Consider the following 26,992-nt stretch of genomic DNA (forward strand, 5'->3'; position numbering starts at 1 on the left):
TTGTGTCGATATTGTTTAACGTATTAGAACGCCCAGTGCATCTGGACGCCGCCGGAGATGCCCCGACGCTGGCCCGTCATACCCATCAGCTGGATGCCGTACGTTGCACGGCCGTTCTGCGGGGCAAAGCGATAGCCCAGCTCAAGGATGCCCGTGCCGCCCGTAAGGCTCGGGCTTGGCGTATTGTAGCCCTGATAGGATGCCGCAAAATCATCGCCGAACTCGTACTCATAGGCAAGCCCTGTGTAGAACGATGCGTCGCCCTTCTTCGAGGTGTAGCGCGTACCGAAGCGGATGCGATGCGAATTCGCCGCATCGAAGTCGTAGACAGCACCGTTGCTGAGACGCACCGTATCCCCACCCTGATGAGCAAAGAAATACTTCGCGTATGTATCAATCGTATTGCCGTTCTTCAGCTGCTTCTCCTGCCCGACACCAAGATGTCCGGCGTAGTAGGTGCTGCTGCTGTCGTACGTCCGATGCGTATCTGCAATTGTCCCTGCATAGTCGCTCTTTACGCGGCCGACGCGAACACTGCCCTCAACGTATGCACCGTTTTGGCTCTGCGACTTCGCCATAACGCCCACGCCGAGATAGTCCATGTCGCCGCTGCCGTGCAGACCGTCGTCCAGATAGGAGTCGTACGAGCCCTTTCCGTACTCGACGAACGGGCCATACGTGAGCGTATTGCGTCCCGACACGCGCTGCTTTGCAAAGCCGAGATTGAGACCCCAGCCCTTTGCATCGACATGCGAGCCGGAATTGAGGCGCATGGACGAGACGTTCTGCACCGCCCACATACCGTACTCCTTCGGTGTTCCGTCGACACGGGCGCGTCCTGCCTGCGACTCAGAAGCAGGCGTTGCCGCAGCCTCCATCGCCGCTGTCATCGCAGCGTCCGTCAGGAGATCGGATCCACTGTTGATGAACGCCATTGATGCCGCATGCGTCTCGACGAGAGACTTAGTCTGCGGGTCAAGTGCAGCCTCGGTGACCTTTGCAATCAGCTTGTTGTTCACCGCAGCAGTTCCGCCTGTCGTTGTCGGAACTGCCACAGCATCTGCCGCCGGCAAAGTAACGAGCTCGAATTTATACCTCAGAGCATCCTGATGCCCCTCTGCCGGTGCTTTGATCAGATGATCCGGCGTAAGCTCCACCGGTGTATTCGCATTGTACGCTGTCATCAGGCTGATATTATCACCGCTGTGCAGTACTGCGCGACGTGCATCAAGCTCCACACCGACCTTGATATTGCTGAGATCCTTCTTGCCATTTGCATCGACATTCGTCACGTTGGTAAGTTTCAGCATGGTCGGTGCATTGACATCATTCAGCGGATCATTCTTAACATCCTCCGGCAGGTAGAAGTTGAGGTTCTGTACCCCTGCAAAATCGCCAGCCTTGGAGTCGTATCCATGGACTGCGAGCGTATTATTCTTGCCGCTGACAACATCATGTCCTGCTGCATCCTGTGCCATGCCGCCGTAGATCGTACCGCCGATGACTGCCTTATAGAGGTTAATGGTATTGCTGTCCGTCGCAGCCGTCATGTTCGACGCATCCGCTGCAGCATAGGCACCATAGACATTGCCCGTAACAGTGACGCCGTCACGGAGCGTTACCTTGTTGTTGCGCAGGGCAGAGACCTCCGCCGTCGGCGATGCCCCCGTCGTTGCCGGTGTTCCTGCCGTCGTCGCATAGCCGCCGTAGACCGAGCCAGTAAGCGTGCCCGCAAGAATCTCGACAGTATTGTCTGTTGCCGTCGCGCCGTATCCGCCCGTTACATTGCCCTTCAGCGCCGGTGCAGTGGGTGTTGCCCCCGGCTCAGCAGCGCCAAGGACAACATGATTCTCCTCTGCCGCCCCCGTCGCCGAGCGTCCGCCGACGACATCCGCTGCATGTGTTGCATTACCTATCGTCCCGCCCGTGATCTTCAGAACGTTCCGGGTTGCCGTACCGGAGCCATCCGTAGCACCGCCGTAAATGCGTGGGGCAGGATCCGTGGCGACAGCATTGTTGAACTCGCCGCCCGCGATGAACACCTGATTCCCTGAGACATCCGACGTACTCGTGGTACTCTTAAGATAGCCGCCCATCAGATCATGGAGTGTTGCGCCCTGGGAGAAGGTCACGATATTCCCGCTTACTGCTCCTGCGTTCGCACCTTCTGCATAGCCGCCATAGACGGAGTCCAGATCGCCCGATGCCACGTTGCCCGGCAGTTCCTCCAGATTGATATGAACGGCGTTGTCCTTCGAGCCGCCGCGTGCGCCTCCTGTATAGCCACCATACGCCTTGAGCGTCGTTCCATTTGCGATGCCCTCGATGTTCAGTATATTGCTCTCGGTTGTCGTGCCAAGCGTTGTCAGAACGCCACTGACTTTCTCCGTATGATCGTAGCCGGAGTAGCCGCCGTATACCTCGGAGGGCGTCTGCGCCTCCGTTCCTTTATGAGTCACCTCATCGTTGCGGAAGCGGTTCAGCTCAAGCAGCACCTTATTTGCCGACGTATCCGTCGCGCCTGCAGCGGGTGCAACATCCGTCGTCATCTTTTTCTCGTAGACGCGGTCGATTTCCGCGATCCCTGCCGTATCTGTATAGTTCGCGAAGGCGAGCTCACGGGGATAGGAGATCGTTGTTCCTGTGCCCGGTACGACTTCCTGCATCAGTGTGAAGTTATTTCTGCCGTGGATGCCCCCGCCACGCCGATCAGTCAGCTTGGAGGTATTTGCCTTGACCTTCCCCCAATCAACCTTCACAGCAGGATTCGATGCTGCATTCGAGACTGTACCAAATCCGCCCGCCTCGGTGAGCGTGAGCATCGTATCTTTATTCTCGAAATTGTCGCCGAGGACAAAGGTATACGAATCGAAATTGCGAACCTTCTTCGCAGATACTCCCGTCGTCGTGACGATCAGCTCGTTATCTTTGATCTGGTCACTGGCGCTGTCAAAGGTCAGCTCTGGTGTTCCTGCCACGCCCGATGTCACGTCACGGTAGTCCGTCCCGTAGACGGACGCACCTGCAACGTTCATGTCCAACGCGCGGGTCGGCTCCTCCGAGCCGAGCATTACATTATTTCCGTTCGAGAGCGTATGCGTTGCCGTAGGTGTCGTATCGTATACGGCACGTGCGCCTGCGATCTCGCCCGTCACCGTGCCGCCGCGCACCTGAACTTTGTTCTTCGTCGCCGCCGCATCCACCTTGCCCACAGCACCGCCGTAGACATTCGTCACCGTGCCGCCATAGATCTCGGCTTTGTTCTCGGTCGCCTCGCCGCCATTCTCTGTGGCGATGCCGCCATAGACATTCGCGACGCTGCCGCCGCCAACAATCGCTTTATTATCCTGTGCCTTGCCCTTATTGCCCTTGGCGTAGCCGCCATAAAGACCTTCGGACACCGTTCCATCGTAGACAACAGCTTCATTTCCTGCGGCGACACCTGCGACGGCCTTTCCGTTCGTATCTTCGGCATAGTCAGAGACGGTGTAGCCGCCGTAAACATTCTTGATACCGCCGGTCATCCCTGCAGTCTGTGGATGCGTACCGATCACGTTGACGTGGTTATTCGTGGAGTTCGCCGCACCTGCAGCCGTCTTACCGCCGTATGCCGCCGCAAGTCCACCATCAGGAACAGATGTCACTGTGAGCACGTTGTTATCCGTCGTATGCCCCATATAGGAGATACCGCCGAACACCTCGTTCGACTCACTTGTTGGGCTGCTGTCTGCGCCGTCATACGTCCACGCATTATCTTTGAACTTCGCATAGGTGAGGAGCAGTTTCTCTGCCTCAGAATGTCCTGCCGACGACTCCGTCGGGTTCTCCAACTCAACAACGTGCTCGATATTGCCCACCGACATATTGTGTTTCGCATAGCCTGCAATCTTGAGCTTGTCGGACGCCGCGCCCTTAGCGAGGATAACTCTGCCGCCGGGATTACCGTCCTTCATCATCGTAGGCTCGTTTTCAACCACAACGCTATTCCAGTCGATCTCCCGACCAAAGCCGCCCTCAGCGATCGACAGCATGGTTGCGCCATCAGTAATCGCACGATCAAGGATGAAGCGATGGGTATCAAAGGCTCTGACGGTCTGGACATTTGCATTCTTGGCATAGACATTGAGCGCATTCCCCGACGCCGTGCCGGTTGCTTTTACGCTGCCGATGAGATCGGCAGCCGCAAGGTCCGCATTGTGGAGGTTGTGATTATCCTCATTGCCGAGGTTGACCGCATTGTTCGTCACATTGCCGCTGCCCGTCGCCGCGCCGCCATAGACTGTACCAACGACCGTGCCGCCTGTGATGGTGACGGAGTTACCATCAACGTTGCCATCGGCGCTCTGTGCCCCCATAACGCTGCCAAGTACCGCAGACGCAGGGGGCGCCGCGGGTGTGCCAATCGTGCCGCCCGTGATAAACACATGGCTGCCGCTGACATTCCCCGTCGTTGTCTCTGCGCCAACAACTTTTTGTTTGACTGATCCTCTACGAACAAAGACTTTGTTGCCTGACGCCGCTCCACTTACCGCCTTTGCACCGTAGACCTCACCATTGACCTCAGTGCTCTGAACCTCAACGCGATTCTCCGTTACTGCCGCACTGCCCGTCGCAAAGCCGCCATAAGCATTGACTGCTGTTCCGCCGTTCAGGGAAACAACGTTGTCCTTCACCGCTCCACTGCCAGCAGAGGCGCCGCCATAGACATCGGTCAGCGTCCCACCGCCGGCAAAAACGCCGTTATTCCCAACTGTTCCCGTACCGGCAGCATGGGCACTATAGCCGCCATAGGTTTTCGCAATCGCGGCATTACCACTAATTGCGGCAAGATTTCCCTGCACGTTGCCTGTACCCGCCGTGTAGCCGGCGTAGAGGTTCGTAATGGTCGTCTCACCAGACGCCATGATACGGTTGCCCTCATTATCGCCCAGTCCGCCGACCGTGCCGTTATTCCCCGCATTCGTAATTGCACCGCCGTAGGCATTCGTCAGTGTCTCCCGATGAGGTCCACCGGAAGCAGTAGGCGTATGATCCTGCGTACTGGTAATCGTGAGTGTATTGTTGAGTACGTCGGCAAGTCCCGCTACCTCTCCGCCGTATGCAGCAGTCAGCCCACCGGTGGGGAGGTTCGTGACACGCAGAGAGTTATCCTTAACTGTATTGCCATACGCCGAGTAGCCGCCGCGAACAGCATGGTCTGCGTCAGCAGGGCGTCCCATTGCATCATAAACTGCGTTCGCATTCCGGATGCGGTTGACCGCTGCCGTCACCTTCGCAACCGAAACAGACCCGCCTGCCGTCGACACAGCAGCAGCATTATCCGTCGCGAGTTTGTACTCAAAGTCGCCGCTCAGATCCGTACGGGTCAGCGGTGAAGCCGTTTCGTTATGAATAACCAGACGTTGATTCCCGTTCGACGTCTGGATAAGCGTCTGAACGCCACTCTTGCCATAATGTGTATGTGAACCGTCTCCGTTTTTGACATCCGTCCAGTTCTTGGCACTGAACTCAATGTTGCTCCACGCTACATTTGCTCCTATACCAAAACCATCGGCATCCGCAACGGTCAGCATGGACGCATCCCTCGCCACGCCCTTATTGAGGTTGAACTGATATTTCTCGAAGTTTCGCACTTTGTTGACCGTAACGTTCTGCGCGTTGACCGTGAGCGTGTTGCCAGTGATGGCAGCATTTCCGCTCGCGACAACCGCATCACCGCTATATCGGGTGCCCCAGATATCCGCCTGAGAGAGGTCCGCTGTATAGACGCCGTGATCCGATCCAAGCACGACCCTATTGTGGTTCGACGTTGTGCCTGTCGATGCCGCACCACCCGCTACGTTGGCATTGGAGAAAGTACCCCCCGCGATGGTGACCGTGTTATTGGTCGCCGTGCCGGTATCACTCTTACCGCCATAGACAGCATTGCTGCCGGCAAACGTACCGCCATTGATGGTGACCTCATTGTCATCCACAGCCTTATCGCCGTCTGCCAGTCCGCCGAATACGGACTTTGCAAGGGCAAGCGTCATATCGTCAACCGTGACGGTGTTATGCGTTACTGCATACGCATTTTTATACCCGCCAACGACATCCCCGTTGATGGCAGGTGTATCCACAGGCGACTTTCGGCCAATCGTGACGACATTGTCCTTTACACTGTGCGTCTCATTTGTCGCGTTAATCCCCGACGCGTACTTTGTCGAAAAATCCGGATCCGTCGACAAAACGGTTACATGATTATCGGGATTCGCATACGCCGTCGATGCGTCGAGCGTGAGCCCGCTTCCTGCGGAGAGGCCGAGCGCTACATAGAGCGCCAGTCTCTGCCGATCCTTCAATCCTGTCATCACAGTTCCTCCTCATAAGACACTTCGACCGGCACAGCAAACGCATGTTCTGTTGCTTTCGTCTAGGTCGGACTAAGTCCACTCCCTTAACTTTGAATTATACATCGAATATTTTTATATAGCAAGGTATTTCCTAACGGTCGTCTTGTTGTTGTATATTTATTCTTAATCTTCGATGCTCTGTTCGTAATAGTATTCTTTAGGAATCGCTGATAAAATGAAGTCCGTCAGATTGGCGTAGATTTTTCGTCCGATTGAGGAGGCAAGCCGGACGCATAGCCAAAGCTATGTGGAGGATTTGCCGACAAAAAGCGGGCAAAAAAGATGCGCTAAGATGGCGGTGCTGAATTTATCAGTGCTTCCTTTACCTATCGACAACGACAGCGCAGATGGTTATAATGAAAAAGAATCATGGTCTCAGAAAGAGAGGTTCGCTATGGAGTTCAACGAAAAAGTTCACGTCGGTGCAACGCATGAGGTACACGGTGCGGTCACAGAGGAGAATACAGCGGCGACGGTTGGGAGCGGCTCGCTCGCGGTCTATGCAACACCCGCAATGGCGGCGTTGATGGAGCGTGCGGCGGCGGAGCTGTGTGCGGCGGGATGCCCCGAGGGGTGGACGACGGTCGGCACCGAGATCGCGATCCGGCACAAGGCAGCGACCCCCGTGGGGCTTGACGTGCGCGCTGTCGCCGAGGTGACGGCGGTGGACGGACGCGCCGTCACGCTGAAGGTCACGGCGTACGACACACGCGAGGAGATCGGCGCAGGAACGCACACGCGCTTTGCCGTTGCCGTCCAGAAGTTTATGGCAAAGGCAGAGGGGAAGAAAGTATAAAGCTTATATAAAGACAAAAGGGACTGCCATACGAAGCTTGCCGATTCGTATGGCAGTCCCTTTCCTTTTTCACATCTCCTGCCCGTAGATGACGCGAATCTCGTCCGTGTAGTGCCCCTCTGCGTCGCGAACGATGAGCACCGGCTCGTGGCGCAGTCCTGCGGGTGATGCACCGCGCACGGCCTCCATGAGGAGGAGGTTCGGCGGGCGGTCGGCGCGCGGCTGTACCATGCGCAGACGCTTCATGGCAAGCCCTGCCGCATGGAGCGCGGGGATGATCTCGCTGAGCCGCTCGGGGAGGTGTACCATCGCCAGTCTGCCGCCATGGCGCAGGGCAAACGCCGCCGCGCGGATGACGTCGGCGAGGGTCGCCGTAAGCTCATGCCGTGCCGCCGCACGCGCGCCCATGCTGAGTGCACCGCGCCCGACGGGGCGGTAGGGCGGATTCGCAAAGACGATATCGTATGCCTCATACGAAAAAAGTGCGGCAGGGTCACGATAGTCGCCCTCCCGCACGGTGATTTTTTCCGTGAGTCCGTTCAGTGCCGCATTACGTGCGGCGAGCTCCGCCTGTACGGGGTCGATCTCGGCCGCCGTCACTATCGCCGCATGGTCGGCGATGAGGAGCGGGATGATGCCCATCCCCGTACCGAGGTCGAGTACGCGCTCGCGCCCCGTGAGCGTCGGAAAGTGTGCGAGAAGGACAGCGTCCATGGAGAAGCAGAACCGATCCGTGCGCTGGATGATGCGCCGTCCGCCCGTACAGAGATCGTCCAGCCGCTCCTGCGGGTGCCGCAGCTCACTCATCCGAGGAGCTGTTCGGACGAGGTGGACGCTGCTGTGGGCGGGGGCGGCGTCCGCTCTGCGGACGCCGCTTTCCGCCCTCGCCCTTCGCCGAGGGACGCGGCGGGCGATCACTGCGCTCTCCGCGTTCACGGCGGCGATTTGCCGGACGCTGCCTGCGCTCTCCGCGCTCACGCGGCGGGCGCTCTACGCGCGTGGCGGGCATGGGACGCGTCGAGCCCTCGTCATCCTCCTCCACGCGGACAATGTCCTCCCACGCAGAGACGAGTGTCTTGCCGTCGTCGAGGAGGATGGTCGCCGTCCGTCGCTGCTCATGCACCGAGACGACACGTCCCTCGCCCTCGTCGGCGACGACACGGTCGTTCTGCGCGGGGACATACTCCTCTTTCTTTTTCATGCGCATACAGCCGCCGCAGCCGTAGCCCTCACTCTCGTATTTCAGGCAGCACATAAGCCGTCCGCAGATCCCCGAGATCTTCGTCGGGTTGAGTGAGAGGTTCTGTTCCTTCGCCATGCGGATGGAGACGGGCACGAAGTCGTCGAGGAAGGTGGCACAGCAGAGCGGTCGCCCGCAGCAGCCCATGCCGCCCATCATCTTCGCCTCATCGCGCACGCCGATCTGGCGCAGCTCGATGCGCGTGCGGAAGACGCTCGCCAGTTCGCGCACGAGCTGACGGAAGTCCACACGTCCGTCCGCCGTGAAGTAAAAGAGCATCTTCGAGAGGTCAAAGGTCAGCTCGACGCTCACGAGTTTCATCTTGAGCCCGAGCTGCCGAATCTTCTCCTCACAGACCGTGCGCGCCTCGATCTCGCGAGCGCGGTTCTCCTCGACGCGGGCGCGATCGGAGGCATCGGCAAGGCGATGTACGACGCGCAGATGCGGCGGGACTGCCTCATCGGGGACATCGTGGGGCGCGACGACGACTTTGCCGCACTCCATGCCGCGCGTGGTCTCCACGATGACGTAGTCGCCCTCGGCGAGCGAGAGCCGTCCCTGTCCAAATGTATAGATTTTGCCCGCCGACTTGAAGCGGACACCAACAACCGTTTGCAAGTGTTCCTCCTAGGTATAAGGAGTGCCCCCACCACCGCTCCGCGGTCCTCCTCCCCCGCTCTGCATGGGAGGCTAAGGGCACACTATTTCAGACTGATGCGAAAACTTCCCTTCACTTTACCATCTCCCACACTGCGGGAGACCAGAGTGGCAGTATTCTCCACCCATGAAGTGCATCTCTTCATCTCAATCCCGCGCCGCCTGCCGTGCACGCAGAAAGAACGCCTCCGCCTGCAGGGCGGGGTTCACATTCGCACCGAAGCGGCGCAGGAGCGTCCCCGCCTCCTCCATGAGCGCGAGAACACGCGGCCGCGGCATCGCGGAGAGGAGTGACGTCAGGTCGGCGCGGCGGTCTCCGTGATACAGCTCCGCGCCCGCGTCCTCACGCAGGACGAGCAGGTCGCGCAGCGCCATCTGCAGATAGCCGAGCCATGCACTGCGCTCCTCATAGGGACGCGCACCGAGCTCCTCCGCGCGCGTCCACAGCTCCTCGACGCGCAGTGCGCTGAGCGAGGTGAGAAAGGCGAGCGCATCGTCGCGCAGGGAAAGCCCCTCCGCCGCGAGCCGCTCGGCACGCCCGATGCTGCCGTCCGCGAGGGCGGCGATGGTCTCCGCCGCCTCTATGCCGCGCCCCTGCAGCTCCGCTGCGATCTCCGCACGCGGCACGGTGCCGAAGGCAATACGCACTGCACGGGAGCGAATGGTCGGCAGGACGGCATCCCACGCGCTCGTCACGAGCAGAAAGAGCACCGTCGCGGGCGGCTCCTCAAGGGTCTTGAGCAGGCGGTTCGCCGCGACCTCATTCATGCAGTGCACATCGTCGATGAGGATGATGCGGCGATCCGCACTCCGCGGCGACTCACTCGCCGCGATGAGGATGTCTCGCACCGCGTCGGCACGGATCATGGCCGCACTCTTGCCGCGCGACTCAGGGCTCACCTCGAAGTAGTCGGGATGCACGCCCGCCGCCATCGTACGGCAGGAATCACAGTGCCCGCAGGGCGCATCTCCCCCTGCCGTGCAGAGCAGTGTCCGCGCGAGCACGTGTGCCGTCCGGCGCTTGCCGACGCCCTCCGTCCCCGTAAGCATCAGGGCGTGCGGCAGGCGTCCGTTCACCGCGAGATGACGCAGGCGGGCGATGACCGCCGCATGACCGCGGATGTCCGACCAGTCGCGGGGGAACGGCTCACGCTCTTCAGCTGCGGCGGGGATTTCCTTTGCCTTTGCCATCACATATAGAGATCGACGAGCAGCCCGCGTATGGCATCGTGGCTCGCGATGATGCTCAGCTGATCCGCCTGACCAAGGCGTATCTTCTCCGCCATCTCCTCGAGCTTCTTGTCGATTTTGCGCACGGAGGTATAGACCTTCTGCCGGCCGAGGCGATCCCAGCCCGCCTGCGTATGCAGCTCGTACATGCCGTCGACGGCCTCGCCGATAAAGCTCTGTATGAGCGCACGATAGGAGCGCAGCTCCTCATAGGTCGGCGACTTCGAGAGCCGTGCCCCCTGCTCGTCGATCTTTTCGAGCAGCCGATCCATCGCCTCGCGTGACATGGAGGACTTTTGATCCGCCAGCTCCGTACCGAAATCCGCCGCTGCGCCGCGCACGCCCACATCACTTGCCGCACGCGGCATCGTCATGGACGTACTCTGCGAAATCGTGCTGTCTATCTTCATTGCCATGGCACTCACCCATTCCCTTTGTCATGGTGCGCGCGTCCCCCTCTATCCACGGAGTTACAGCCGCGCTCCCATTCCCCTACTAAATGGGGATAAACATCCACGATTATTATAGCCTGAACCCGCATCAAAGTCAAAGCATGAAAGCTATCTTAAAAAGCACAGGCAACACGGAGCCCATCCGATTGGTGCAGAGTTTTCGTCCGAACCATGGACCTCCCCATTCGTACGGTCGTGTCGAATTTATCAGCGCTTCCCTTATGTCAGTGAAATCCGATTCCGATATAATAATGGAATAAACGACAGAAAGGACAGACACCATGACACTCGAAGGAGAAAAGCTCACGGCACTGTTAAAGCATGACGCTTCCATCCATATCATTGATCCCGAAACGGACATCGATTACTACGGATCACTCGAACTCAGCGAGGAGGAGCAGGAAGCCGGCGCACCTGAGGGGGCGCTCAGCGTACGTCTCAATATTCCCGTCGGAAAATTCGTCAACACCCCTGAGACGGGACATCTCTTCCCATGCCACCTCACGGGTCCGGGCTGCGTCTATCACTTCACCGTCGCCTATCGCTCGGCATCACAGCTGCCTGACACCATCTGGTATCTCGACCTCCCCGAGAGTGCCGAGCGCATCCAGCTGCGCGACTTCGTCCGCGTTCCCATCCCAATGAGCATCGAGGTAAAGCTGGCAGGCGACCACGGCAGTCTCAAGAACTTCCGTGAGATGCACCTCATCGATATCAGCGGGGGCGGGCTCTGCTTCGTCCACGAGGAGGAACTGCTCGAAAACGCGTCCGTCGTCGTGCGCGTGCCCGACCTGCCACATATCGGCACACTCGAGACGGAGGGCGCTATCCGCCGCTCCACGCCCATCGAGACGAACCTCGGCATAACGTACCACATCGGCGTCGAGTTCACCACACTGACGCCGCGCGAGCGCGAGCATCTTGTCCAGAGCATCTACCAGCTGCAGCAGAGCTACCTGCGCAAAGGGCTAAAAGTACCGCAGATCGATCATACCAAACGGGGCTGAGCAGCATAAGAAAAGAGCTGTAACAAGAAGGAAATCCTTCGCGTTACAGCTCTTTTTCATTGTCCTCGGATGCGGCGATGCGCGCCGCATCTGCCGCGCTCACGACCACCGCAGCTTCATGAGTTCCGGGTAGACCTCCTCGATCACTTGGAGTCCGACGCCGACCATCGACATGAAGCTCTCCACCTGGAAAGCGCCGACGTGCAGATCGAGAGGCAGATCGATGTCCACCACGACATCCTGATCGTCGTCCACCACGAACTTCACATAGCGGTACTCGCTGTTCCACTCGTTGAGTTTTTCGTGAAAGACCGTCGGCTCCGCCTTCTCGCCGAGCCGCACTAGGTCAAAATACTTGATCTTGATGAAGTCGTTCGTATCGCCGTTTTCCGTTACCACGATGGCAATGCTCACGACGCTGCCATTATCCAGTTTTTGCCGCATGCGCAGGATATGATCCTCACCATCTTCGGAGGTATCCTCGCCGTAGCTCAGCTCCTGCTTGTCAAATTCTGTCTTAATCGCCTCGTATGCACTATTTCTGAGCCCTTCTTCGCTTCCGCTGAAGCCGTCAAAAAGTCCCATACAGATAATCCTCCGTTCAATGTGCGTATCATTCCGACGCCTGTGCGTGCGGGCGGTGCCCCCGTTCGCACAGTCCCATCAGACTTTCATGAACCTGCTCCACGACGCGCATCCCGATCGCCATCATTGCAATGACGGCATCCGGTTTGAACTCACCGTTGTGGAGATCGAGCGGCAGGTCGATATCGACGACCACATCCCGATCGCCGTCGAGGCAGAACTTCACAAAGCGGTACTCGGCGTTCCATTCATTGAGCTTCGCGAGCAGCTCCGCGCGGTTCCCGTTTTCCTCGAGATAGGCGATGTCATAAATCTTGATCTTGATGAATCCGTCCGCGTGATTGTACTCGCGCACGGCAATGACGACGGTGACGGGCTCGTCATTCTCGAGCTCATTGCGCATATAGAAGTAGGCTTCCTTGCGCGTCTCGTCACTCTCCTCATTCTCCTCATAACTCCATTCACGGCGATCGAGCTCGGCCTTGATGGCACTGCGAATGCCCATGTCGACCGGCTCACCGCCTTTAAATCCATCAAAGAGTCCCATTGTCCCCTCCATATTCACCCTCTGCTGAGGGCATCGTCCCCATATACGTAGAAATCGCGGTAAGATGTGCAGCAAACGATGCTGAGATCACCCGTAATTCCCAATGATGCCGGAGCAATAAAGCCAATATGCATTCGCATATCGATCGCCGCGGTACCGCGTACATCGAAGTGACACGGCTATGCATCCATGTCCCCCAAACACTCCAGATCTGCGATGAGAACTTGACGTTTTTGCGTGATTTCCTCCCCTTTTGCCACTACTGCATCAGCACGGCGGAACGATGCCCCCCGCATCTGTTCCGCGTCGTGCGTCTCCAAAATAAATCGCTATGCCGGCACTGCAGCAGTCCGGGGACGAGATGTGCACACCCCCATGTGCACTGCTCATCCCTGCACTGCCGCAGTGCGCTCCGCCGTGAGAAACAGAGCTCCGGCCGATACGTGTTCTGTGCTATGCCCCCTCTGCCACGCCCGCGCGCAGCTCGCTCAGCCCCCAGGCGAAGAATGCGTCCATCCCGACAAAGGCAAAGGCATTGTCCGTCACCGCCTCGCCGAACTCCTCCATCGTACCGATGGCGAAGGAGCCGGCATAGCGTCCCGGCGCACGCTTCGGCAGATCGCCGCGCACGCCGCGCTCGAAGAATTCCTCCGTATCGAGGTTAACGGCGGCGAGCTCCTTCAGGAAGTTGCGCGCCATCTTCATCTTGCCGAGGCGATAGAAGAGCATCGCGAGCGGCAGGTACATCATCGCCACGCCCTCCTCGTAGCGCTGATACAGTTCAATCGCTGCATCGCCCTCCTCCATTGCGGCGTAGATGAACATGAGCTGGTAGCGGCGCCCAAGGCCATCGTGTTCAGAAAGCCGCAGCATCTCTTTGCACTCCTTCGCCGCAAGGCGGAACTTGCGTGCCGCGAGCAGCGACTCCAGATAGGAGAGACGGAGGAACATATAGGGCTTCGTCTGGGGCATCGACCAGAACTTGCCGATATTCTCCTCGGCAAAGAGCCCCTCCTCCGTAAGACGCGCCGTCGCCTTGCGTGCCAGGTCTTCGTAGTGATGGACGCGGTCATCGGCATTGCGTGCCAGATATTCCACGCGCATGCACGCCGCTGTGATGTTTTCCGGCTCGATGCGCAGAACACGCTTGATGATGCGGTAGCGCTCCTCGCCTGACGCCTTGCGTGCGCGTGCAATCAACTCATCCGCCGTAAGCGTGTTCATCTCACGCGGCAGGTTCGGATTTTCGCGCAGCCGCCGGCTGAGTTCCGAGACAATCTCGGTCATACGCTCGACGCTGATCTTACCGCCCTCCGCCTTCACCATGCGGTTCAGCTCATGCTGCATCCATTCCTTGTCTGTCATGCGCGTCACATCCTCCTCCTAGTAGGCTCATCCCTATTATACTTTGTTTTCAAAAAAAAAGCTAGAGACTCCCAAATAAAAAGAAGCGTCCCCCCTTGATATCGGTGGGACGCTCCATATTTTATCGTTTTATCTTGCTTTATGGATGCTTGACGGTTTTTTTCTGTTCTTTCGCCGCCTTTGCCTGCTGTTCCGCCAGTATTTTGCGGTCAGCATCGCTCAGTATCCCCTTCGAGCGGTGGATGAGCTCCTCCTGATGGGCCGCAGCGTAGGAAATAATTGCATTAAAAAATTTTTTCTCCACGTCCTTGTCCGAGAGGGAGGCGAGGGTAAACTCCTTCGCATTCTCCTCGCGCGAGATCGTCCCCCACGCGCTGTCCAGATCCTCATGCGCCGTCACGCGCACCGTGCCCGCGCGCAGGTCGATCAAAAGATACTCCGCCGCGCCCGAGAGGTCACCGTACCCCTCGAGCGGGAGCATCCGCCAGCGGCGCTTCGAGACAACATCTTGGATCTGGATATTATCGTAGACGCGCAGCGTCGGCACGAGGATCTTCGTGAGGTCGATGTAGCCGTGCGCATCGGCGGCGTACTGGATGTACTCCTTGTTGAAGTAGTAGCCCTGCCGCGCTGTGGACTGCACCCATTCGTAAATGTATTTTGGAATTGCCTCCGCCGCATCGGCGGTACGGACGCCCATGAGCAGGACGGCACAGGCAGCCAGCACTGCACCCCATCGTTTCTGCAAATCGATCGCTCCCATCGTATTGTTCTATTAACGAATACTATGGTAGTACCAAAAGCTGAATTTTCGCTGAACATTCCAGATGATGCAGCATTTCACCGCTCCTCAGTCCTCCGCGTTGTCAAGGCTGTCCAGTTCGTATGGTGTACCCTGATAGACGTAGTAGTTCAGCCAGTTCGCAAAGAGCAGATGTGCGACGCTGCGCCAGCGAACAACGGGCGGAAGACTTGGATCGTCGTTGGGATAGTAGTTCACCGGGATGTCGGGGTTCATCCCCGCCGCGCGATCGCGGTCATACTCTGCCTTCAGTGTCAGTGGATCATACTCGGCATGTCCCGTGATGAAGAACTGCCGCCGCCGCAGATTCGCGATGATGTAGACCCCCGCATCGCCCTCGGCGAGAACGGTCAGCTCGGGTACGGCATCGACATCGGCGCGGCGTGTCTCCGTATGGCGCGAGTGCGGCACGTAGAAAATATCGTCAAAGCCGCGCAGTAGACTCTCGTGGTGCACACAGCGATGGTGCTCATAGACGCCGAAGATCTTCTTCTCCGTCCAGTGCTTCGGGATGCCGTAGTGATAGTAGAGCCCCGCCTGTGCGCCCCAGCAGATGTGGAACGTCGAGAAGGCGTGCTTCTTGCTCCACTGCATGATCTCTGCGACCTCGTCCCAGTAGGCGACCTCCTCGAAGGCATACTGCTCGACCGGCGCCCCCGTGATGATAAAGCCATCGTATTTTTTATGGCGCACCTCGGCAAACGTTCCATAAAATTCTGAGAGATAGGCGCGTGACGTATGTGTCGGGACGTAGGACTCCGTATAGATGAAGTCAGCCTCCACCTGCAGCGGCGTATTGCCGAGGAGGCGCAGAAGCTGTGTCTCCGTCACCTCCTTGATCGGCATGAGATTCAGAATGAGCAGCCGCAGCGGACGGATATCCTGACTGTAGGCGCGCGCTGCGTTCATGACGAAGATGTTCTCCCCCTCGAGAACATTCACTGCGGGCAAATTGTTCGGTATCTTAATCGGCATATTTTTCCCTTCTCAAGGATATTATCGGACCTGATAGCGCGTGATCCATGTGCTGTAGCCATCGGCAAAGGCACGCAGGCGGACGAGCCCGCGCTCCTCGGGTGCGTCGCGATTGATCATGCGGTACGCTCCCTCATAGCCGTCGTCGAGTGCCTGCCAGCCCGCCTGCGGCGACCAATAGCGTCCCGTGACAATGCGCTCCGTGCCCTGTGGGAGGTTCACTGCACGTTTGTCGAACTTGATCTCAAGAGCCTTTCCGTCGGCATCACGAACCTCCGTCCATGCCCAGAAGACGAGATTGTCCCCCATGCGGCGCATGGTCGAGGTGTCTGCCGTCACCTGCGTTTTGACGCCGGACGTTTCATCCGACCAGAGCAGGATCCAGCGGTTATCCGCACGCAGGCGCTGCATCTCCCCCTGATGAAACACCGTGTCGATGATGGCTGCATAGAACTCCTCATCAAACTGCTGGGAGTTCATCTCCTTTTCCTTGCCCTCACCCTTCGACCAGAGCACCTTGCCGGCGCTGTCGTAGAACGTCTCACCGAGGTACTGCAGCGTACGGCTCTGCGGTACAACGCGCACCTGCGCAACGGAGTACGAGAGCTGCGCGGGATTTGGGATAACGTGGTTAATCTTGTAGTTGCGGATGGTCTCCTCCGCGCCCTCATAACTGAACGAGGTCTTGATCTCTGCCTCGATCTCCGTCGCCACCGCTCTGCCGTCACTCGTCGCCACGCTCTGGGCGATGCGGACAGAGGCGGGTGCGTAGTATTTCGAGTACCTGTCGTTCGAGCTCAGCCAGACCCACGTCTGCCCCTCGTCGGCAAGCACCGCAGGGCAGAACATGAGCAGGGAAAGGAGGAGCGTCGCCGCCCCCATCCAAAACGATCTCACTGCACTCATCCGTTGCTCTCCTCTCTCGACGCTGTGCATCAGATCAGCGGGACGCTCTCACGCGTGCGCCCGCCCGTAAAGTGAATCTGCTCCGTATAGCCAAAGGAGCGGGCATACTGCACTGCCTCCTCATTATAACGCGCACAGTCCTCGGGCTTATGCGCATCCGATGTCGTGATGAGCGGCAGGCCGTGCGCATGTGCCACGCGCATAAAGTCCGGATACGGCGAAAACTCGTGCACCGGATAGCGATAGTACGTCCCCGTGTTGAGATCGACGATCATATCTGCCGCTGCCATCGCCGCCGCCACGCGCTCGAGATACGGCGTCACATCGAACGTTGGAAAGTGACGATACAGGCGGATGTTGAACGGATGCCCGAGCACGTCGTAGAGATGTGCCGCCGCGAGGTGCTCTGCCTCCTCCGTATACCACTCGTAGATCTCCGTCAGCGGGTGGTTGTCCCACTCCGCCACGATGGCCTCTGTGTCGTACGCCCAGCCGTGCAGGAAGTGCACCGAGCCGATCACATAGTCGAACGGATAGGCGGCGAGAATCTTTGCGGCCGCCGCCTGATCGCGGAAATTGCAGACCTCGATGCCCGCGCGCACCTTGTGCTTTTTCCGCAGCTTTTCAATAAAGGAAAAATACTCGTCAAGTGTGTACTTGAACTTGTTCTTTTTCAGCCATTTCCGCTGAAACTGTCCCACAGTACTGTCGTCCAAGATAAGATCGTCATAGTAGAGCTGCTCGAACTCAGGAAAGGTATGGGAGTGCTCCGAAAAGCCGATCTCATAGACGCCGCGCTGCTCTGCCGCACGGAAGAATCCCTCCGCGTAGTCCTCATCGTACGAGCCGTACTCAAGATGCATGTGATAGTCAAAGCGCATATGACACCTCAGTCAAACTCCCCCGCGAGAATGCGCTCGCAGACCTCTATCACGCCGTGCTCGCGATTGCTCGGCGCACGGTAGCGCGCACGCTCCTTGACGGCGGGCAGGGCGTTCTCCATCGCAAAGCTGTAGTGCACGGCATCCATCAGCTCAAGGTCATTGTCGTAGTCGCCAAACGCCGCACACTCCTCGGGCGCAATACCGAGCTGCCGCTGAATCTGCGCGACGGCTGCCCCCTTGCTGACACCGAGGTTAAAGAGATCGATCCACTTCGTACTCGAGAGCGTAACCTGCAGGCGGTCTCTGTACTGCTGCATCGTCGGCAGTATAGAGGTCTCGGCGTGTCCTGTAAGATCACAGAGCGAGATTTTTATCAGGACATCGTCCACGCCGGCGAAGTCCTCTACGACCGACGACACTGTAACGTACTGATCCAGCTCATGGCGAAATGCCGGTACATTGTCGCGTGACAATATGTAGCCGCTCTTTTTCCCGCACATGACTATCTGCACACCGGGAATCTCCATGCCCGTCCGCAGGGCATCGAGCACAAGCGTCCGCTCAATCCCGCTCGAAAAGATCTCCCTGCTGCCCTCCATCACCATTGTCCCGTTCTCCGCGACGAAGATCAGCTCGTCCTTCCACGGAGCGAACGTCCGTCGGAGCGATGCGTACTGCCGTCCCGAGGCGGGGGCAAAGCGGATGCCGCGCTCCTTCAGCCGCGCATAGAGATCGCCGAACTCCTCCGGCAGCCGCCCGTTCTCATCCAAGAGCGTCCCATCCATATCTGAAAAAATCAGCCGTATCACATCATCGCCCCTCTCCCGTTCGATACAATGTTCTCATTATAACAAAGACCGCTGCAGAGCGCAACAAAGGCGCGCACATCGGTGCAGTATATGCTATAATGAAAGAAATATATGAGATGAAAGGGGATGCGCCATGCTCACGGAGCGAATCAATGCGCACCTGCGTGAACTGAGTGAGGCAGATCGCTGCATCTGGCGTTACATCGACGCCAACCGCGCGGCGGCGAGCCGCTCCTCCATCCACGAGCTGGCACGGGCGTGCGCCGTCTCGAGTGCCTCGGTCGTACGCTTTGCACAGAAGCTCGGCTTTGACGGGTTCGGCGAGATGAAGGCGATCATGCGCATGGAGGCTGCCCCTGCCGCAGTACCGCCGCAGGATGTCCGCACGGCGCTCAGCGGTTTCTACGATCAAACGTGGCGTGCGCTGATGCAGCGCGACTACACGCGGGCGAGCCGCCTGATGAACGGGGCGCACCGCGTCTTTGGCTACGCCTCTGGCTACGTGCAGACGAACGTGATGCAGGAGCTGAAACGGCTCTTTTTCTATGACAATATCTTTATCTATGAGATCGCGGGGCGCGAGGAGTTCTACTCCGTCTATCAGGAGGCGGGGCCGGACGATCTCTTTATCTTCATCTCGCTCTCGGGCGAGTCGGCGCGCACGGTGGAGTTCGCGGAGCAGCTGAACCTGAAGGGCATCCCTGTCCTCTCCATCACGGAGATGCGCCGCAACACGCTCGCCAGCCGCTCCACAGAGAACCTCTACGTCATGCCCGCAGAGTTCAATCTGCCCGAGAACGAGGCGCGTCTCCAGTTCAAGTCCATGCTCGCCTATTTCCTCCTGCTCGAGATCTGGTACGTCCACTATCGGCTCTATGCGGAGGAATGTGCCGGGATGTAACAAATTTCATATGATGTACTTCGGTACGACCTCTGTATATCGCTCCCGAATGCCGCGAAGCTATTGCTTTCGCGGCGTTTTTGCATTATCGTAGACATAACGGATTATGGCTGATCCAATATCGTTGCGGAATGGGTTAAGGAGGAGAAGGCACATGGCACTCAGCAAGGATGTCATCATGCAGAACATGCAGCGGTTCGGCGGCGCGATGTATACGCCCGTCATTCTGTTCGCGTTCTTCGGTCTCACGGTGGCGGTGTCCATCGTATGTAAAAACACGGGGCTGCTCGGCAGTATCGCCGCGCAGGGTACGGTATGGTACGATTTCTGGTACGTGGTCGAGCAGGGTGCGTGGACGGTCTTCGCACAGATGCCGATCCTCTTCGCCATTGCCGTGCCGATCGGCTTTGCGAAGAAGGAGCCCGCACGCTGTGCGATGGAGTCGTTCGTTATCTATATGCTGTTCAACTACTTCATTGCAGGTTTCCTGACGCTCCATGCGGATGTCTTCGGCGTGGACTACAGTCAGGCAGCAGGCCCCGGCACGGGACTCGCGATGATCGCCAACATCAAGACGCTCGACATGGGCATGCTCGGTGCGATCTTTATCGCCTGCTGCACGGCGTTCCTGCACAATCACTTCTATGACACGGACATCCCGGACTGGCTCGGCATCTTCAAGGGACCTGCCTTCGTCGTCGCCATCGGCTTCGTCGTGATGATCCCGATGGCACTCATCTTCTGCTTTGTCTGGCCTGCCGTCCAGCACACCATCGAGCACTTTCAGTTTTTCCTCAAGACCAGCGGCATCGTCGGTGTCTGGGCATATACGTTCTCGGAGAAAATCCTCCTGCCCGCCGGTCTGCATCACTTCATCTATCTGCCGTTCATCTATGGCCCCGCGATTGTGGACGGCGGCATTCAGGCCTACTGGCTTGGGCATATCAATGACTTTATGACGAGCGCGCAGAGTCTGCGCGACCTCTTCCCCGAGGGCGGCTTTGCTCTCCACGGCAGCGGCAAGGTGTTCGGTCTGCCGGGTGCGGCACTCGCGATCTATGTCTGCGCCAAGCCCGAGAAGAAGAAAAAGACGGCGGCGCTCCTCATCCCCGCGACGATCACGGCGATGCTCTGCGGCATCACGGAGCCGCTGGAGTTCACCTTCCTCTTTGTCGCACCTCTGCTCTATCTGATTCACGCGCTGCTCTCGGCAACGCTGTCGGCGACCCTCTACTCCTTCGGACTCTCGGGGAACTTCGGCGGCGGTCTGATTGACTGCTTCGTGCAGAACTGGATCCCGCTCTTCCCGTATCACTATACGGAGTACATCACGCAGATCGTCATCGGACTGTGCTTCACTGCCATCTACTTCTTTGTATTCCGCTGGGTTATTCTGCTGAAGGACTACAAGACGCCGGGACGCACGGATGATGCGGTGGAGGACAAGCTCTTTACGAAGGCGGACTACAAGGCAAAACAGGCGGGTGCCGCTGCGGACGGTGCCGCTGCGCCGAGCATGAAGCTCGATGAGCGCGATGTAAAGGCAAAGGCATTCCTCGAAGGGCTCGGCGGCCCGTCGAACATCGTCGATGTGACGAACTGTGCAACGCGTCTGCGCGTCACGGTCAGCGACCCCGAGCGCGTTGCCCCGGCGGTTGCCTTTACGGATGCAGGCGCACATGGTCTGGTGCGCAACGGTCACGCATTCCAAGTCATTGTCGGACTCTCGGTGCCGCAGATCCGCGAGCGTTTTGAGGCACTGCTCACCGCTCCCGCATCGGATGCGGCAGAGACGGCGATCGGCACGGAGAAATCCGTCGCGATCAACGCGGTCACGACGGGACATGTCATCGACATGACCGAGGTCAAGGATGAGATGTTCTCACAGAAGATGATGGGCGACGGCGTTGCCGTCGAGCCGACGGAAGGTGTCGTCGTTGCACCGGCGGATGCCGAGGTGACGATGGTCATGGAGGACAGCCGTCATGCGGTAGGTCTGCGCATGGACAACGGTGCAGAGATGCTCATCCACATCGGCGTGGATACGGTGAAGCTCGAGGGCAAGGGATTTGAGATGCACGTCGCGATGGGCGACCGCGTGAAGGCAGGAACGCCGCTCGTGACGTTCGACCGCACGGTGATCCACGACGCGGGCTATCAGGATACGGTCATCATGGCGGTGACGAACTCCGGCGAGTATCCGCTGATGAAGAAGACGACAGGCATGGATGCAAAGGCAGGCGAGACGCCCGTGCTGACGTTCTGAGAAGCACTATGCTGTTGTGCAGCAACAACAAGGCGTCTCGATAATAGGAAAAATAGGGAAAGGAAAGGGTCTGCGATGAACGAGTACAAATGGTGGCAGAACACCGCCGTCTATCAAATCTACCCGAAGAGTTTCAACGACACGACGGGCAGCGGGACGGGCGACCTGCGCGGCATCACGGAAAAGCTCGACTATCTGAAGGAGCTCGGTGTCGGCGCGGTCTGGCTCACCCCCGTTTACCCGTCCCCCATGATCGACAACGGCTACGACATCAGTGACTACACGGGCATCAATCACGACTTCGGCTCGATGCACCAGATGGAGGAGCTGATCGCAGGCGCAAAGGAGCGCGGCATCCGCATCATCATGGATCTCGTCTACAACCACAGCTCCGACCAACATCCATGGTTCCTGAAGTCGCGCTCCAGCCGCACCAACGAAAAGAGTGACTGGTACATCTGGCGCGACCCGAAGGAGGACGGCAGTGCGCCGACGAACTGGCGCGGCATCTTCGGCGGCTCTGCGTGGACATACTGCCCCGAGCGCGGGCAGTACTACCTGCACACATTTGCCGAGGCGCAGCCCGATCTCAACTGGGAGAACCTGGAGGTACGCGCCGCCCTCTACCGCGCTGCGAACTTCTGGCTCGACAAGGGCGTCGGCGGATTCCGCATCGACGCGATCACCTACATCAAGAAACCAGCCGTCTTCACCGACGGCACACCCGATGCGGCAGACGGCATGGTGAGCGTCCACACGATGACGGTCAATACGCCCGGCATTCTGGACTTCCTCCATGAGTTCCGCCGCGAGGTATTTGACGGACACGACATCTTCACCGTCGGTGAGGCGAACGGCGTCAGCCCCGCAGAACTCCCCGACTGGGTCGGCGAAAACGGCGTGTTCTCCATGCTCTTTGAGTTTGCCCACGTCCTCGTCCCCTACGAAAGCGGCGAGACATGGTGCAAGATGCAGCCGTGGAAGCTGACGAAGCTCAAGGCGGCGCTCTCCGCAAGTCAGGCGGGGGTCGCCCGCGAGGGCTGGTGCCCGATCTACTTTGAGAACCACGACCGCGCGCGCTCGGTGAACTACTTCCTCCCCGAGGACGCCGACCCCGTCCTCGGAGCAAAGGCACTCGCCACGGTGCTGCTCACCCTGCGCGGCACGCCCTTCATCTACGAGGGCGAGGAGCTCGGCATGACGAACGTCGCATGGGACAGCATCTCCGACTATGACGACATCTCCTCGCACGGACAGTACGAACTGGCGCGCGCGGAGGGATACCCCCCCACTGAGGCACTGTCCTTCGTTCATTTCAACAGCCGCGACAATGCACGCACGCCGATGCAGTGGGATGATACCGCACATGCGGGCTTTACGACGGGCACGCCATGGCTGCCTGTCAACGAGAACTATCCTGTTGTCAACGCGGCGGCAGAGGAAAAGGATGCGGACTCCGTTCTCGCCTACTACAAGAAACTCATCCGCCTGCGGACGGAACATCCGCTTCTGCTGCGCGGCAAGTATGAGGAACTGCTGAAGGACAGCGAACAGATCTATGCGTTTGCGCGGACGGAGGGGAACCGCCGCACGGTCACAGCGGTCAACTTTACGACAGAGCAGGCAGCGCTCCCCGCAGAGCTGCAGCGCGGAACGCGCCTCATCGGAAACTATGCGGATGCGCCGCTGTACGCGCTGCGCCCGCTCGAAGCCATCGTCTATGAGGAGGAAATCGGATGAAAGTAGCGGCAAGCGACTATGATGGGACACTCCTGCGCGGCGGCAAAATCGACGCCGAGACGAAGGAGGGCATCGCCCGCTGGCGCGCGGCGGGGCATAAATTCGGCGTCGTCTCAGGGCGTGACTACGGGATGCTCGTCCCGCAGCTGCGCGCCTACGGCGTTGAATTCGACTACACGGTCTGCAACAATGGCGGCATCATCCGCGGCACGGACGACAGTGTACGGTTTCAGGCGGAGATCGCACCGCGTGCGCTGACGGCAATCGCCGCCGAGCCGACGGCGCAGAAATCGTTCCACTTCGCCTTCTCGGCGGCAGAGACGACCTACCTCTGCCACCATTCCGAGGGCTCGTGGATCGAGCGCGAGGCAAAGGAGTGGGACTTCCCCATCACCTACATTGAGGAATCCGACATCGCGGGGCTGACGAAGATCCATCAGTTCTCGCTTGGCTTTCCGGAGCCGGAGCAGTCCAATGCGTGCGCAGAGGTACTGAATGCGAAGCTCGGCGACCTCATCCATGCCTTTCCGAACGCGTGCAGCCTCGACATCACGCCCGCCGGCATCGGCAAGGACGAGGGCATCCGTACCCTCCTCCGCGTCATGGGCTGGGATGATGCGGAGATCTACGCCATCGGTGATGAGACGAATGACCTGCCCATGCTGAAGGCATTTGACGGGTTTTCACTGACTACGGCGCGCCCCGCGATTCAGGAACAGGCGCGCGCGGTATTCCCGAGCGTCGGTGCGATGCTCGATCATTTTTGTTGAAAAGGAGGAAAATCATGGGTCTGGATCATAAGAAATTTAAGGAAATCAAGGCAGCCTTTACCTTGGACGACGATACGCTGCACCACATTGCCGATGATTTTCGCACTGAGATGCACGCAGGGCTTGCGCACGAAAAGGGTGCGAGCCTGCGGATGCTCCGCACGTTCGCGAGTCTGCCGACGGGTAAGGAGACCGGCACATTCCTCGCGCTTGACTTCGGCGGGACGAACGTCCGCGCCGTCCGCCTCCGCCTCGACGGCAGCGGCAAGTACAAGGTCGAAAGCAAGGTCGCCAAGCCGCTCACGCTTCCCGGCGTCTACGACTACGTCTGCGCGGATGCAACGGCGGATGAGATGTTCGACTTCCTCGCCGAAATCATCGACGAGGCAATCGAGGGCGACCACGAGACCAAGTATCTGCTCGGCCACACCTTCTCCTTCCCCTCGGAGCAGACGAACCTCTGCAACGCGCGGCTCATCACTTGGACGAAGGAGTTCGCCACGAAGGGCGTCGAGGGCAAGGTCGTAAACGATCTCCTCGAGGATGCACTCATGCGGCGCGGCATGAAGAACGTCGTGCCCGTCGCCGTCATCAACGACACGGTTGCCGTGCTCCTTGCGGCGGCGTACAAGCGCGAGCACACCTACATCGGCTCGATCTACGCCACGGGGCAGAACACCTGCTACTTCGAGAACTTCGCGGACGGCAGCGAGAAGCCAATGGTCATCAACATGGAGTCGGGCGGATTCAACCGCCTCCCCTTCTCGAAATACGATGATGCCATCGACGCCTGTTCCGAGCAGCCCGGTGCACAGCGGCTCGAAAAGATGGTATCGGGACGCTACCTCGGGATGCTCTACGGCTCGGCACTCGCCGATCTCCTCGGGGAGGAGGGAGCCTCGTATCCCTTCACGAGCATCGAGCTCTCTGCCATCGTGGCAGATGCCTTCCTCGACCGCCACGCCGCGGGCGCGATCATCGAGGCCAAGACGGGCATGACCTTTTCCGCCGCCGACCGTGCCCTCATGCAGGATCTCGCGGGGACGGTGATCCAGCGCTCCGCGCACATCGTCGCCGCGACCTATGCGGGCATCATCCGTCACCGCGCGGGTGAGACAAAGGCAGAGAACCAGTTCATCGCCGTGGACGGCTCGGTCTATGAAAAGGTGCCTCTCGTCGCGCATCATCTGCGCGGCGCACTCGATAAGCTCCTCCTCGATGAGGCGGTCAACATCCAGATCATCCTCGAAAACGCTGGCTCCGCTCTCGGCGCAGCACTCGCCGCCGCCATGACGGAACAGAGCTGAGCGAACAACCAAGATACAGCCGAATATACAGCAACGCCCCGCAGGACTGGCCTGCGGGACGTTTTCATCGTTTTTTTAGCAATTCCTTAATGTACTCAAGCACCAACCAGATCGCTATGGGTACCCGTTCGTGCAAGCGTCAACATCAGCATAGTATCTTCAACACGATAGATGAGCAGCCAATCGGGCTGAATGTGGCATTCACGATAACCACGCCATCGACCGAGCAGAGCATGATCTCTATTCCTATCTGGAAGAAGCTCTCCGCGAGCCAAGCTGCGAATCACATCATCAAGAAGCTCTATGGGTAGACGGCGTTTCATCGCCGCCTTATAGTCTTTCTTAAACTGACTTGTCCATACGATATCGAGGTTCTTCATGCTTTGAGTACCCTCAACGCTTCCTCAACATCGGAGTATCGCTTGACTGATGGATCGTGCAAAAGATGTTCTGCTTCCATCAGTGCCGCGGAAGTTTCATTGTTCGGAACATCCATACGTACCTCGAACGGAAATCCTCCGACACGAAGTGACTGACGAAGAAATACATTGATTGCTGTCGTCAGATCCACGCCAAGTTCACCATACAGCGCCTCGCTCCGTTCTTTCACATCACGATCTAGAGAAACATTGACATCCATAACAACAGCCATTGTCCACACTCCTTTACAGATAGATCGTCTTGAGCAGATGCGTGCCCGTCGCCGTCTTGAATACGTGGTCGCGGAAGTTGCGTATCGCCGCAGCCCCCATGTGGCTCTCGTCGGCGTTGACGAGAAAGTCCGCCTCAAGGAGGATCTGATAGTCGCGCCCGTCCACATCGTTATACGTATGGTGGTGGCTGACGAGGTAGACGAGGCGCTCCGCCATCCCCGCAGGGAGTTCGATGTCCTTGAGGAACTCCTCCGTCAGAGGGCCGCCCTCCTCCTCCTGATGATTGCCGTTCGTATTGCCGTATTTCTCGCGACAGAGAGGGCAGGCGATGTCGTGCAGGATCGCGGCGATCTCCACGGTCTCCTGCTCCGTCGGCGTAAGATTCTCCGCGACGCCGATCGTGCGGGCAAAGGCATAGACCTTCATAAAGTGTGCTATATCGTGCAGATTGCCCGCCGAGTAAGCAATCATTTTCTGCATGACATCGTTTACTGTCTTGTTCCCCATGTCATATATCTCCCATAAATTCCAATGGGGCTGCTGCACGAATCTAAAATTCTCGTGCATCAGCCCCGCCTTTGTGCCCCTTCCACCGCTCACGCGGTCCCCCTTCCCCGTCATAACGGGGAAGGCTTCGGGAAGTAACGGCATAATAGCTTCCCCCATCTACGGGGGAAGTGGCGAGCGCAGCGAGCCGATGGGGGCGTG

Annotated in this window: 23 protein-coding genes and 1 pseudogene; 8 read left to right on the forward strand and 16 right to left on the reverse strand. The window is 58.7% G+C overall.

Annotation, left to right across the window (positions count from 1 at the left end; genetic code table 11):
- Positions 1-23 precede the first annotated feature (23 nt).
- On the reverse strand, positions 24-6,350 hold the full coding sequence (locus tag HMPREF9166_RS05755) for an autotransporter outer membrane beta-barrel domain-containing protein (RefSeq protein ID WP_009753042.1): 6,327 nt from the start codon (positions 6,348-6,350) through the stop codon (positions 24-26).
- Between the two features lie 241 nt (positions 6,351-6,591).
- Between HMPREF9166_RS05755 and HMPREF9166_RS12925 the strand changes: the two are divergent.
- Both HMPREF9166_RS12925 and HMPREF9166_RS05760 read left to right on the forward strand, forming a co-directional pair.
- Positions 6,592-6,714: pseudogene (locus HMPREF9166_RS12925) on the forward strand (secretion protein HlyD); the annotation flags it as partial.
- A 72-nt stretch (positions 6,715-6,786) separates the two neighbouring features.
- A complete protein-coding gene (locus tag HMPREF9166_RS05760) occupies positions 6,787-7,188 on the forward strand; it encodes a thioesterase family protein (RefSeq protein ID WP_039981099.1) in 402 nt (133 codons plus the stop codon).
- 69 nt (positions 7,189-7,257) lie between these two features.
- Here HMPREF9166_RS05760 and HMPREF9166_RS05765 read toward each other — a convergent pair whose 3' ends face one another.
- The 4 genes from HMPREF9166_RS05765 to HMPREF9166_RS05780 all read right to left on the reverse strand — a co-directional run bounded on the left by HMPREF9166_RS05765 (position 7,258) and on the right by HMPREF9166_RS05780 (position 10,731).
- Positions 7,258-7,995 carry a tRNA1(Val) (adenine(37)-N6)-methyltransferase gene (locus tag HMPREF9166_RS05765; protein ID WP_009753044.1) on the reverse strand — a complete coding sequence of 246 codons (738 nt, stop codon included), beginning with the start codon at positions 7,993-7,995 and terminating at the stop codon, positions 7,258-7,260.
- Positions 7,988-9,046, reverse strand: a complete 1,059-nt coding sequence (locus HMPREF9166_RS05770; protein ID WP_009753045.1) for a stage 0 sporulation family protein — start codon at positions 9,044-9,046, stop codon at positions 7,988-7,990. The genes HMPREF9166_RS05765 and HMPREF9166_RS05770 overlap by 8 nt, the downstream gene beginning before the upstream one ends.
- Positions 9,047-9,232: 186 nt before the next feature.
- Positions 9,233-10,276: a DNA polymerase III subunit delta' gene (holB, locus tag HMPREF9166_RS05775; RefSeq protein ID WP_009753046.1), complete on the reverse strand. Its 1,044-nt coding sequence runs from the start codon at positions 10,274-10,276 to the stop codon at positions 9,233-9,235.
- Positions 10,276-10,731 (reverse strand): YaaR family protein, encoded by a 456-nt coding sequence (locus tag HMPREF9166_RS05780; protein ID WP_009753047.1) that lies wholly within the window; start codon positions 10,729-10,731, stop codon positions 10,276-10,278. The genes holB and HMPREF9166_RS05780 overlap by 1 nt, the downstream gene beginning before the upstream one ends.
- 317 nt (positions 10,732-11,048) lie before the next feature.
- On the opposite strand from HMPREF9166_RS05780, the gene HMPREF9166_RS05785 reads away from it, so the two are divergent.
- Positions 11,049-11,774 carry a flagellar brake protein gene (locus HMPREF9166_RS05785; protein WP_009753048.1) on the forward strand — a complete coding sequence of 242 codons (726 nt, stop codon included), beginning with the start codon at positions 11,049-11,051 and terminating at the stop codon, positions 11,772-11,774.
- A 99-nt stretch (positions 11,775-11,873) separates the two neighbouring features.
- On the opposite strand, the gene HMPREF9166_RS05790 is transcribed toward HMPREF9166_RS05785, so the two are convergent.
- From HMPREF9166_RS05790 to HMPREF9166_RS05825, 8 genes are all read right to left on the reverse strand, one after another.
- Positions 11,874-12,359, reverse strand: a complete 486-nt coding sequence (locus tag HMPREF9166_RS05790; RefSeq protein ID WP_009753049.1) for a YbjN domain-containing protein — start codon at positions 12,357-12,359, stop codon at positions 11,874-11,876.
- Positions 12,360-12,387: 28 nt separating this feature from the next.
- On the reverse strand, positions 12,388-12,906 hold the full coding sequence (locus HMPREF9166_RS05795) for a YbjN domain-containing protein (protein WP_039981101.1): 519 nt from the start codon (positions 12,904-12,906) through the stop codon (positions 12,388-12,390).
- 453 nt (positions 12,907-13,359) lie between these two features.
- Entirely contained in the window at positions 13,360-14,271 is a 912-nt protein-coding gene (locus HMPREF9166_RS05800) for a hypothetical protein (protein WP_009753053.1), read from the reverse strand.
- Positions 14,272-14,410: 139 nt separating this feature from the next.
- Complete coding sequence (locus tag HMPREF9166_RS05805) at positions 14,411-15,019, reverse strand: hypothetical protein (RefSeq protein WP_050749698.1); 609 nt, start codon at positions 15,017-15,019, stop codon at positions 14,411-14,413.
- A gap of 102 nt (positions 15,020-15,121) precedes the next feature.
- A complete protein-coding gene (gene metA, locus HMPREF9166_RS05810) occupies positions 15,122-16,048 on the reverse strand; it encodes a homoserine O-succinyltransferase (RefSeq protein WP_009753055.1) in 927 nt (308 codons plus the stop codon).
- A gap of 21 nt (positions 16,049-16,069) precedes the next feature.
- Positions 16,070-16,954 (reverse strand): hypothetical protein, encoded by an 885-nt coding sequence (locus HMPREF9166_RS05815; RefSeq protein WP_050749699.1) that lies wholly within the window; start codon positions 16,952-16,954, stop codon positions 16,070-16,072.
- Between the two features lie 29 nt (positions 16,955-16,983).
- Complete coding sequence (locus HMPREF9166_RS05820; protein WP_009753057.1) at positions 16,984-17,835, reverse strand: histidinol-phosphatase; 852 nt, start codon at positions 17,833-17,835, stop codon at positions 16,984-16,986.
- Between the two features lie 8 nt (positions 17,836-17,843).
- A complete protein-coding gene (locus tag HMPREF9166_RS05825) occupies positions 17,844-18,647 on the reverse strand; it encodes an HAD family hydrolase (protein ID WP_009753058.1) in 804 nt (267 codons plus the stop codon).
- A 133-nt stretch (positions 18,648-18,780) separates the two neighbouring features.
- Here HMPREF9166_RS05825 and HMPREF9166_RS05830 point away from each other — a divergent pair, with 133 nt between their 5' ends.
- The 5 genes from HMPREF9166_RS05830 (at position 18,781) to HMPREF9166_RS05850 (ending at position 25,631) form a co-directional block, all read left to right on the forward strand.
- Positions 18,781-19,548: a MurR/RpiR family transcriptional regulator gene (locus HMPREF9166_RS05830; RefSeq protein ID WP_009753059.1), complete on the forward strand. Its 768-nt coding sequence runs from the start codon at positions 18,781-18,783 to the stop codon at positions 19,546-19,548.
- A 154-nt stretch (positions 19,549-19,702) separates the two neighbouring features.
- Positions 19,703-21,814 carry an alpha-glucoside-specific PTS transporter subunit IIBC gene (locus HMPREF9166_RS05835; RefSeq protein ID WP_009753060.1) on the forward strand — a complete coding sequence of 704 codons (2,112 nt, stop codon included), beginning with the start codon at positions 19,703-19,705 and terminating at the stop codon, positions 21,812-21,814.
- 75 nt (positions 21,815-21,889) lie between these two features.
- Positions 21,890-23,554, forward strand: coding sequence for an alpha-glucosidase (locus HMPREF9166_RS05840; RefSeq protein ID WP_009753061.1), 1,665 nt, complete (start codon positions 21,890-21,892; stop codon positions 23,552-23,554).
- Positions 23,551-24,324: an HAD-IIB family hydrolase gene (locus tag HMPREF9166_RS05845; RefSeq protein ID WP_009753062.1), complete on the forward strand. Its 774-nt coding sequence runs from the start codon at positions 23,551-23,553 to the stop codon at positions 24,322-24,324. Before HMPREF9166_RS05840 ends, HMPREF9166_RS05845 begins: the two co-directional genes overlap by 4 nt.
- 14 nt (positions 24,325-24,338) lie before the next feature.
- On the forward strand, positions 24,339-25,631 hold the full coding sequence (locus tag HMPREF9166_RS05850; protein WP_009753063.1) for a hexokinase: 1,293 nt from the start codon (positions 24,339-24,341) through the stop codon (positions 25,629-25,631).
- A gap of 95 nt (positions 25,632-25,726) precedes the next feature.
- Here HMPREF9166_RS05850 and HMPREF9166_RS05855 read toward each other — a convergent pair whose 3' ends face one another.
- From HMPREF9166_RS05855 to HMPREF9166_RS05865, 3 genes are read right to left on the reverse strand one after another with little or no spacing between them, the layout of a single operon-like run.
- Positions 25,727-26,011 (reverse strand): type II toxin-antitoxin system YafQ family toxin, encoded by a 285-nt coding sequence (locus tag HMPREF9166_RS05855; protein ID WP_009753064.1) that lies wholly within the window; start codon positions 26,009-26,011, stop codon positions 25,727-25,729.
- The gene (locus tag HMPREF9166_RS05860; protein ID WP_009753065.1) at positions 26,008-26,283 is read right to left on the reverse strand and encodes a type II toxin-antitoxin system RelB/DinJ family antitoxin; all 276 of its coding nucleotides are present in this window, start codon (positions 26,281-26,283) and stop codon (positions 26,008-26,010) included. Before HMPREF9166_RS05860 ends, HMPREF9166_RS05855 begins: the two co-directional genes overlap by 4 nt.
- A 13-nt stretch (positions 26,284-26,296) precedes the next feature.
- On the reverse strand, positions 26,297-26,791 hold the full coding sequence (locus HMPREF9166_RS05865; protein ID WP_039981104.1) for an HD domain-containing protein: 495 nt from the start codon (positions 26,789-26,791) through the stop codon (positions 26,297-26,299).
- Positions 26,792-26,992: the final 201 nt, after the last annotated feature.

Source organism: Selenomonas sp. oral taxon 149 str. 67H29BP, assembly GCF_000146365.1.
GTDB classification, from domain to species: Bacteria; Bacillota; Negativicutes; order Selenomonadales; family Selenomonadaceae; genus Centipeda; species Centipeda felix.

What these genes read in the sequence shown, in the direction of transcription:
- HMPREF9166_RS05755 (WP_009753042.1), bottom strand. Translation starts at nt 6,350, where the DNA reads ATGACAGGATTGAAGGATCGGCAGAGACTGGCGCTCTATGTAGCGCTC.
- HMPREF9166_RS05760 (WP_039981099.1), top strand. Translation starts at nt 6,787, where the DNA reads ATGGAGTTCAACGAAAAAGTTCACGTCGGTGCAACGCATGAGGTACAC.
- HMPREF9166_RS05765 (WP_009753044.1), bottom strand. Translation starts at nt 7,995, where the DNA reads ATGAGTGAGCTGCGGCACCCGCAGGAGCGGCTGGACGATCTCTGTACG.
- holB (WP_009753046.1), bottom strand. Translation starts at nt 10,276, where the DNA reads ATGGCAAAGGCAAAGGAAATCCCCGCCGCAGCTGAAGAGCGTGAGCCG.
- HMPREF9166_RS05780 (WP_009753047.1), bottom strand. Translation starts at nt 10,731, where the DNA reads ATGGCAATGAAGATAGACAGCACGATTTCGCAGAGTACGTCCATGACG.
- HMPREF9166_RS05785 (WP_009753048.1), top strand. Translation starts at nt 11,049, where the DNA reads ATGACACTCGAAGGAGAAAAGCTCACGGCACTGTTAAAGCATGACGCT.
- HMPREF9166_RS05790 (WP_009753049.1), bottom strand. Translation starts at nt 12,359, where the DNA reads ATGGGACTTTTTGACGGCTTCAGCGGAAGCGAAGAAGGGCTCAGAAAT.
- HMPREF9166_RS05795 (WP_039981101.1), bottom strand. Translation starts at nt 12,906, where the DNA reads ATGGGACTCTTTGATGGATTTAAAGGCGGTGAGCCGGTCGACATGGGC.
- HMPREF9166_RS05800 (WP_009753053.1), bottom strand. Translation starts at nt 14,271, where the DNA reads ATGACAGACAAGGAATGGATGCAGCATGAGCTGAACCGCATGGTGAAG.
- metA (WP_009753055.1), bottom strand. Translation starts at nt 16,048, where the DNA reads ATGCCGATTAAGATACCGAACAATTTGCCCGCAGTGAATGTTCTCGAG.
- HMPREF9166_RS05815 (WP_050749699.1), bottom strand. Translation starts at nt 16,954, where the DNA reads ATGAGTGCAGTGAGATCGTTTTGGATGGGGGCGGCGACGCTCCTCCTT.
- HMPREF9166_RS05820 (WP_009753057.1), bottom strand. Translation starts at nt 17,835, where the DNA reads ATGCGCTTTGACTATCACATGCATCTTGAGTACGGCTCGTACGATGAG.
- HMPREF9166_RS05830 (WP_009753059.1), top strand. Translation starts at nt 18,781, where the DNA reads ATGCTCACGGAGCGAATCAATGCGCACCTGCGTGAACTGAGTGAGGCA.
- HMPREF9166_RS05835 (WP_009753060.1), top strand. Translation starts at nt 19,703, where the DNA reads ATGGCACTCAGCAAGGATGTCATCATGCAGAACATGCAGCGGTTCGGC.
- HMPREF9166_RS05840 (WP_009753061.1), top strand. Translation starts at nt 21,890, where the DNA reads ATGAACGAGTACAAATGGTGGCAGAACACCGCCGTCTATCAAATCTAC.
- HMPREF9166_RS05845 (WP_009753062.1), top strand. Translation starts at nt 23,551, where the DNA reads ATGAAAGTAGCGGCAAGCGACTATGATGGGACACTCCTGCGCGGCGGC.
- HMPREF9166_RS05850 (WP_009753063.1), top strand. Translation starts at nt 24,339, where the DNA reads ATGGGTCTGGATCATAAGAAATTTAAGGAAATCAAGGCAGCCTTTACC.
- HMPREF9166_RS05855 (WP_009753064.1), bottom strand. Translation starts at nt 26,011, where the DNA reads ATGAAGAACCTCGATATCGTATGGACAAGTCAGTTTAAGAAAGACTAT.
- HMPREF9166_RS05860 (WP_009753065.1), bottom strand. Translation starts at nt 26,283, where the DNA reads ATGGCTGTTGTTATGGATGTCAATGTTTCTCTAGATCGTGATGTGAAA.
- HMPREF9166_RS05865 (WP_039981104.1), bottom strand. Translation starts at nt 26,791, where the DNA reads ATGGGGAACAAGACAGTAAACGATGTCATGCAGAAAATGATTGCTTAC.